The 7,832-nt window shown below is 38.0% G+C and carries 6 protein-coding genes; 5 read left to right on the top strand and 1 reads right to left on the bottom strand.

The annotated features are described in order from the left end of the window. The first annotated feature begins 1,085 nt into the window (after window positions 1-1,085). The 5 genes from CWB66_RS12030 (at window position 1,086) to CWB66_RS12010 (ending at window position 7,207) form a co-directional block, all read left to right on the top strand. The gene (locus tag CWB66_RS12030; RefSeq protein WP_138585562.1) at window positions 1,086-2,465 is read left to right on the top strand and encodes an MATE family efflux transporter; all 1,380 of its coding nucleotides are present in this window, start codon (window positions 1,086-1,088) and stop codon (window positions 2,463-2,465) included. Beyond that, window positions 2,462-4,456: an excinuclease ABC subunit UvrB gene (gene uvrB, locus CWB66_RS12025; protein ID WP_138585561.1), complete on the top strand. Its 1,995-nt coding sequence runs from the start codon at window positions 2,462-2,464 to the stop codon at window positions 4,454-4,456. The genes CWB66_RS12030 and uvrB overlap by 4 nt, the downstream gene beginning before the upstream one ends. Before the next feature lie 2 nt (window positions 4,457-4,458). Then, window positions 4,459-5,397: a class I SAM-dependent methyltransferase gene (locus CWB66_RS12020; RefSeq protein ID WP_138585560.1), complete on the top strand. Its 939-nt coding sequence runs from the start codon at window positions 4,459-4,461 to the stop codon at window positions 5,395-5,397. Further along, entirely contained in the window at window positions 5,398-6,078 is a 681-nt protein-coding gene (locus CWB66_RS12015; RefSeq protein WP_138585559.1) for a tRNA (adenine(22)-N(1))-methyltransferase TrmK, read from the top strand. Between the two features lie 103 nt (window positions 6,079-6,181). Continuing rightward, window positions 6,182-7,207, top strand: a complete 1,026-nt coding sequence (locus tag CWB66_RS12010; RefSeq protein WP_138585563.1) for a hypothetical protein — start codon at window positions 6,182-6,184, stop codon at window positions 7,205-7,207. Between the two features lie 4 nt (window positions 7,208-7,211). Here the strand turns inward: CWB66_RS12010 and CWB66_RS12005 are convergent, their stop codons facing one another. Further along, the gene (locus tag CWB66_RS12005) at window positions 7,212-7,454 is read right to left on the bottom strand and encodes a hypothetical protein (RefSeq protein WP_010553668.1); all 243 of its coding nucleotides are present in this window, start codon (window positions 7,452-7,454) and stop codon (window positions 7,212-7,214) included. Between the last annotated feature and the right edge of the window lie 378 nt (window positions 7,455-7,832).

The raw sequence follows: 7,832 nt of genomic DNA, 5'->3' as shown, positions 1-7,832 counted from the left end.
ACCAACTGAGCTAAGGGGGAAGCGTCTTGCCTTTCAACGGGGCGAAATATTAATGACCTCACCGCAAACTGTCAACATATAAAAGATCATAAATTGAAAAAAGAGGTTTATTCGTTGTTTTTATACTCAATCTGCGTGTTTTCTGGCTTTATTTAGATTTTTTTCCAGAAATTTTAGGTGCTAGAACACGATGTAAATTGCTTTTTTATTTAATTTATAGTGTTCATTGAGTAAATAAAATACAGCTTTTAAGTACTTAGTTAACGAAAGTCAGCTAAAAAACATAAAAAGAAGGTTTCATTCTTTTTATAAAAATAGTCTTTGTTCTTTTTAAATGAGCAGGTTTTTGTAAATCTGGTTTTAAGTACAATTTAAAATAAATTAATTTTTACGTAAAACAGTTCTCATTTTATACGCACGTTAAAGATAGCGAATGAATAGTTCAAAAATAATACAATCAATAACTTGCGGTATACTTATACAAAATTTATTTAGCCTAACACAAGTGATAATAGAGACGGTTTTACTGGTGAATGTGTTTTTTTGTTGAAATTGTAAAAATGGCATTAATAGAACATCTGATGTTGGTAAAGACTAACTAAAGAGTTTGGTTCTGTGAAAGCCTTTATAAATGCGGCTTTGAATGAGTTATCCACGGTTTCTGTGGATAACTCTGTTTATGAAACCTGAAGAACATTAGCGGCACTAGAGCTGTAGGGTGCTACACCGATTTCAAGCTTTTAAATCATTATTTTTATATCTATAAAAAACAATAGGTTAATCTTTTTGGTTTGTATCAGGGAACCTGATGAAAGAAATTATTCGTCACGATAAATCAAAGCATTGCTTTGTGCGAAAAAGCATCAGTAATAAGTGGCTGTTTGTAATAAAAGTAACGAAAATGTGTTTTAATTGTTTTTTAGGCTGTTAAGGCTCTATTTTAACAAAAATACGTAAAAATCCACATTAACTGTTTTTTAAAATCCTTACTTAAGCGGCTACTACAAATCTATTGATAAATCCGTGGCTTGAATTGCCTTGATGCTTTAAAATGATCAGCTCAGTAAAAGAGGCTAATTTATACCATGCGCGCAATTTCAAAAACTCAGACTCGCCCTGATTTACTAAATGATCCAATTCCTGCAACACTTAAAAAAATGACCATTCCGATGATTTTTGGCATGATCACTTTGATGATGTTTAATATTGTTGATACATTCTTTATTAGTTTATTAGGTACAGACCCACTTGCTGCCGTGAGCTTTACGTTTCCTGTTACGTTTACGGTTATTAGTTTGGCAATTGGATTAGGGATAGGCACCTCTGCGGTAATCGGTAAAGCGCTTGGCAGTAATAAAATAGATGAAGCGCGCTTTGATGCAAGTATTTCTATACTAGTGGCGTTTGTTTTAGTGCTTATTTTATCGTTTATTGGGTATTTGCTAATCGATCCCATTTTTACGTTATTAGGCGCAGGCCAGCAAGTACTTCCTTTGATACATGAATACATGAATGTGTGGTTTATTGGTAGTGTATTTTTAATTACGCCAATGATTGGTAATTCGGTATTACGTGCCAGTGGCGATACTAAAACGCCAAGTATTGTGATGGGCGGAGCAGGGCTTATAAACGCAGTACTCGATCCCCTTCTTATTTTTGGATTTGGGCCTATTCCAGCAATGGGTATCCAAGGCGCGGCCATTGCGAGTGTAATTGCATGGGGGGTTGCAGTCGTTATTATTTTATATGTACTGATAGTAAAAAAACGATTGTTGAGTTTAAAAGCAGGTTCTCAAACAGTGATCGGCGCTATTCGTAAAATGTTAAAAATAGGTTTACCTGCCGCAGGGGCAAACATGTTGACCCCAGTTGCAATGGCTGTAATGACTGCTATGGTTGCTCATCATGGTCCAGAAGCCGTTGCTGCATTTGGTGTTGGCAGCAGGATTGAGTCTATAGCCAGTATCCTTGTACTTGCTTTGTCGATGACACTCCCGCCGTTTGTGAGTCAGAACTTTGGGGCAGGTAAGTTATGCAGAGTAAAAGAGGCCTACATTGGTACTTTAAAGTTTGTAATGATTTGGCAATTCGTCATTTATATTATCTTAATTGCCCTTTCTGGCTTTATTAGCCAAATGTTTGGTAAAGAGCAAGCGGTTATAGATGTTATAAAACTCTTTATCTATACCATTCCATTAAGCTATGGCTTGCAAGGAGTGATCATATTATCTAATTCTTCGTTTAATGCATTACACAAACCAATGAATGCATTATTTTTAAGTGCTATTCGTTTATTCGTTTTCTACTTACCATTTGCTTATATAGGCAATGAACTTGCTGGTTTAACTGGCCTATTTATTGGTGCCGGGTTGGGTAATTTATTTACCGCATTAGTATCTTATAAGTGGTTTGTAAAAGAGCTTGAAGCTTTGAGCCGTCAATCGTTAAAGGAGTGCACTAATTGAGCGATCATTTCCAACTAAAATCACACTTTAAGCCAGCGGGCGATCAGCCCACGGCTATTAAACAGCTGTGCGAGGGATTAGAAGCTGGACTTGCGCACCAAAATTTACTCGGTGCTACAGGTACAGGTAAAACCTTTACTATGGCTAATATTATTAACGACCTAAATCGTCCGACAATAATAATGGCGCATAATAAAACACTAGCCGCACAGTTATACGGTGAGATGAAAGAATTTTTTCCTAAAAACGCCGTTGAATATTTTGTATCGTATTACGATTACTACCAACCAGAAGCGTATGTTGTGTCAAGCGATACATTCATCGAAAAAGACGCGTCTATTAACGAACACATCGAGCAAATGCGTTTAAGTGCCACCAAAGCACTGCTTGAGCGCCGCGACACCATTATTGTGGCATCAGTATCGGCTATTTATGGTTTGGGTGACCCTAAGTCATACATGAAAATGATGCTGCTTTTAAAAGTGGGCGAAAAAGTAGATCAACGCGACATGCTGCGCCGTCTTGCCGAAATACAATATACCCGCAACGACATAGATTTTAGCCGTGGTACTTACCGTGTACGCGGTGAAGTGGTTGATATATTTCCGGCAGAATCTAGCACCTTCGCAATTCGCGTAGAAATGTTTGATGATGAAATAGAGCGCTTGAGTATTTTTGACCCGCTTACTGGCGCCGTCGAAAAGTATATAATACGCACCACTATCTATCCAAAAACACACTATGTTACCCCGCGTGAAAAAATACTCGGTGCTATCGATAAAATACAAGAAGAACTCAAAGAGCGACGAGCCCAGTTACTCAGTGCCAATAAATTAGTAGAAGAGCAACGCGTAACACAGCGTACGCAATATGATATAGAAATGATGCGGGAGCTAGGTTATTGCTCTGGGATAGAAAACTACAGCCGTTATTTATCAGGTCGTACGCCTGGCGATCCGCCGCCAACATTACTTGATTACTTACCAGACGACGCATTAATGATTATTGATGAATCGCACGTAACCGTATCGCAAATTGGCGCTATGTATAAAGGCGACAGAAGCCGTAAAGAAAATCTTGTTGAATATGGTTTTAGAATGCCCTCAGCAATGGATAACAGACCGCTACGTTTTGAAGAGTTTGAAGCCATAGCACCGCAAACTATTTATGTATCGGCAACGCCAGGCGACTTTGAATTAGAGCGCTGCGTAGGTGAAATAGCAGAGCAAGTAATTCGACCTACAGGTTTGCTTGATCCACTCATAGAAGTACGCCCAGTGGGGGATCAGGTTGATGACCTCCTATCAGAAATTTATAAAAGTGTGGAGAAGGGCGAGCGGGTACTGGTCACCACATTAACCAAGCGTATGTCGGAGGATTTAACCGACTATTTAAGTGAGCATGGTGTAAAAGTACGTTACTTGCATTCTGACATAGATACAGTTGAACGAGTCGAAATTATTCGCGATTTACGTGCGGGAGTATTTGATGTGTTGGTGGGTATTAACTTACTTCGAGAGGGTCTGGATATGCCAGAAGTGGCGCTAGTAGCGATACTTGATGCAGACAAAGAAGGCTTTTTACGCTCTGCACGTTCAATTATTCAAACCATTGGTCGTGCTGCTCGTCACTTAGATGGTCGCGCAATTTTATACGGTGATAAAATTACAAAATCGATGGCTAAGGCCATGGACGAAACAGCGCGCAGACGCGAAATTCAGCATGCTTATAATATTGAACACGGTATTGAACCGCATTCGTTAGCCAAAAAGATTCTTGATGCGATGGATATAGGTGAAGAAGCTGGGCCTAAGGATAACCTTAGACTTGTTCGTAAAGACTCTAAAAAGGTACTTAGTGCGAAAGAAATTTCAGTACAAATTAAGCAGCTTGAAACCAAAATGCATGCATACGCAAGCGATTTAGAATTTGAAAAAGCGGGCTCCGTTCGCGACGAAATACATGAACTACAACAACAGTTGATTAATTAACAATGACAGCAAACTTTACACCTATTATTACTGCGCTTGAAGACGCGCCAATTTTAAAAAATGAACTGTGCCGTGTTTTTCATGGCCGAGGCCATAGTGTTGAGGCGTTAAGTCATATTAATTTAGACTTTTATCCGCCAAGTTTGTTTTTGGTTTCGTACGACGAAATTGACGAGCAAACACTAAGTGAGCTCACTGATATTGTGTGGCAGTGGGCGCAAGCAAATCAGCCTGAGCTTATTACATCACTTGTGTACCAGCAACGTGCTGGTGTACAAAGCCAAAACACCGTGGTTTACGGGCAATTACCTAACCCGCATGTTGTAACCGAAAACGGCATTCGTTTTTTAGTGGATTTACAAAGCCGTCAAAATACCGGAATATTTCCAGATATGCGCAGTGGCCGTGAATTTGTAATGGCGAACAGTAAGCACGGCAAAGTACTTAACTTATTTTCGTATACGTGTGGGTTTTCGCTTGCGGCCATGCAAGGTGGTGCAGACCATGTAATGAATATGGACATGAGTAAAGGCGTACTTAAGGTTGGTAAGCAAAACCATCAATTAAATGGTTTTGACAAAGGCGTCAGTTTTTTACCACATGATATTTTAAAGTCGTTTGGAAAATTAAAAAAAGCAGCCCCGTTTGACTTAATTATTGTTGATCCGCCAAGTTTTCAAAAGGGGAGTTTTATTTTAACGAAAGACTATCAAAAAGTGTTACGCAGGCTACCAGAATTACTAAGTGATACAACAAAGCTGCTACTTTGCGCCAATAGCCCAGAGTTGAGCGAGGACGCATTTAAAGCACTTATTACAGAGCATACGCAAGGCGCTATTGGATTTGTTGAACGTTTATCACCTACAGCACGCTTTATTGAAGTGGACAGCGACAGAAGTTTAAAGGCGCTTGTCTATAAAACGTCACAAACACCTGCTTAAATGAAACTGAGCAAACGTTTAGCGGCTATAGATGCGTTAATTACCGAGCCTGAAGATATAATTTGGGATTGCTGTTGCGATCATGGTTATTTGGGCTTAGCGCTACTAAAACGAAACGCAGCTAATAAAGTCATTTTTGTTGATATAGTGCCTGATTTAATGGCAAATTTAGAGTTACTACTTTTAAGAGTAAGTAGTGCTCAAAGCATGCATTCAAACAACGATCAATGGCAAGTGTTGTGCAAAGATGTAGGTACTATCAAATTAACCAGTGATACTAAGCAAGTTGTTGTTATTGCAGGTGTCGGTGGTGAGTTACTGCTAAAGCTTCTGCAGCAAGTAGTGGCTAATAATAGTATGCACATAATACAAAATGTACGTTTTATTTTATGCCCGGTACAGCATACTTATACATTAAGAACGGGTCTTGATTTATTAGGGTTAGGCTTGCTTAGCGAGCAAATAATTGTAGATAACAAGCGTTTTTACGAAGTAATTGAAGTTAGTTTTAATAGCAACACTACACTTAGCAAAACGGGTGATATGATGTGGCAATATGATAACGCAGTGCATAAAGCCTACAAGCAGCAGTTGCTAAATCATTATACTAAAATGCTTAATAAAGATGCTCTTTACTATCAAAAAGTTATAACGGACTATCAAGGACTCATCGATAGTTAAAAAAGCCTAAAATTGAGGCGCACGTGTGATCTAATTACGACATTGAAGACGTAATATGGTTACAGTTAATATCTTGCCTAGTGCAGGTTTATTTGGTTTATTTATGTCAGATAAAAATAGTCACCTTAATACGTTATTTAGTAACGAACAAAAATGGCAACACAGCTATGAGCAGCCAATCTCTTACGCACCGCTTGTGCAATTAGCTAATAATAGCTGGGTAGTTCCCCAGCATTTTTTACGCTACAAACATACGTTAAATAGCGTGAATAAAGTGCTCGAGAGTATTGAGTTTTCAGCTCATTTTAGAGTGCTTGCTGCACAAAAAGGTGAAGAAATTTATCTGCAAGTAGCTGTTCTCAGCCCTGACAATTATCAAAAAAATGATTCTCATAACGAAAGTAAAGCCAAAAAACTTTTATTTGGTAGACGCTGGATTGTAGAAGAAAACTTACCGACTTCTGAGCTTATTCAAACTGCATTTTTAGCACTAAAAATAGCACGTGAACACGAAGTACGAGAGCTATTTCAGCTTATTCAAGATGGTTCAATAAGCACGCCTTTTAATAATCATCACGACTTACCGGTAATGGCGCAAAACCCTGAGTTAGTTATTGCAAACAGCAATGAAGTCAGCATTAATAATATTATTAAGCATGTTGTATTTGCGGATGCAGCCATTGAGCTTAAAAGTCATCAAGCAGTTACAGCTGAACAGCACTTGTTCACTGTTGAGTTGCAATGCAGTAATTGCCAATTAAGTGAGTTTAATAACAAAACGTTGGCTTTTTTAACAAGCGATGCATCAGCTAATAGCTTTTTACATGGTTTTATTTCTGCTTTAGTAAATACGAGTAATGATTATGTAAGCGAGCAATTCAAATACCAAGGATTTACACGTTTTAGTAAAAATGTGGCAGTAGCACAAATTGGTAAGCTAAGTATTGCAATGCGCTCGCCAAGTACGGTCGGGCTTTGCTCTATGGGTAAGCAACATGCTAATCAGTTAAACTTTGAAATAGACAGTGGGCGAGCACCACAAGGCTGCGGGCAAGCTATTGGCGGGTTTTTAGCTGCTCACGGCATAGAGCAGCCAGAAAACGCGCACTTATATCCTGATTATTTATAACAACTTAAAGCTTATTAATTTCATCTTTAACGTTAAAGCTTGAATCAGTAACAATAGCCTCAAGTGTTTGTACACGCTCTTTTAATGCAAGCACTTGTGCGTTTGTTTCAGCTAATTGTTTATGGGCATCGCTGTTGTTATTTTGCATTTTATGCTTAAACTCAAGATGCTTTTTATACATATCGTAAACCACTCCTGAGCCAACCGAAATTAGCACAATAAGTACAATCATCGTAGTTCCAGACATAACCTCATTCCTTATTATTCGTTAATGATTAAAGTATAACCTTTAAGTGCTTTTGATAAAGCTGACAATTGTAACTTAATTTGTATGGGTAATGTGAATCTTGGGTAGGGAGTCTATCTTTGGCAGTTATTTAACTTTTATAGCATTGGTTTGATCTAATTAATCAAGAAATAGCTTAATACCGGTCCGCATCAATGTTTTATCAATTTGAGGGCTTATACTAAACTGCATAAATCTTTGATCAATTTAACTAATTAAATTGCACTATAACGTCGTTAAAAATTTTTTATTTAGAACAACTAGATACAAGAATTTTTGCCTAGTTTTAGCGTAATTTTCTTAACGTTAAATAGACCCCATATATAAGCAGATTGGTAT

The sequence above is a fragment of the Pseudoalteromonas sp. S558 genome (genome assembly GCF_005886635.1).
Classification (GTDB): Bacteria; Pseudomonadota; Gammaproteobacteria; order Enterobacterales; family Alteromonadaceae; genus Pseudoalteromonas; species Pseudoalteromonas aliena.
This window is presented reverse-complemented; position numbering and strand designations above follow the sequence as displayed.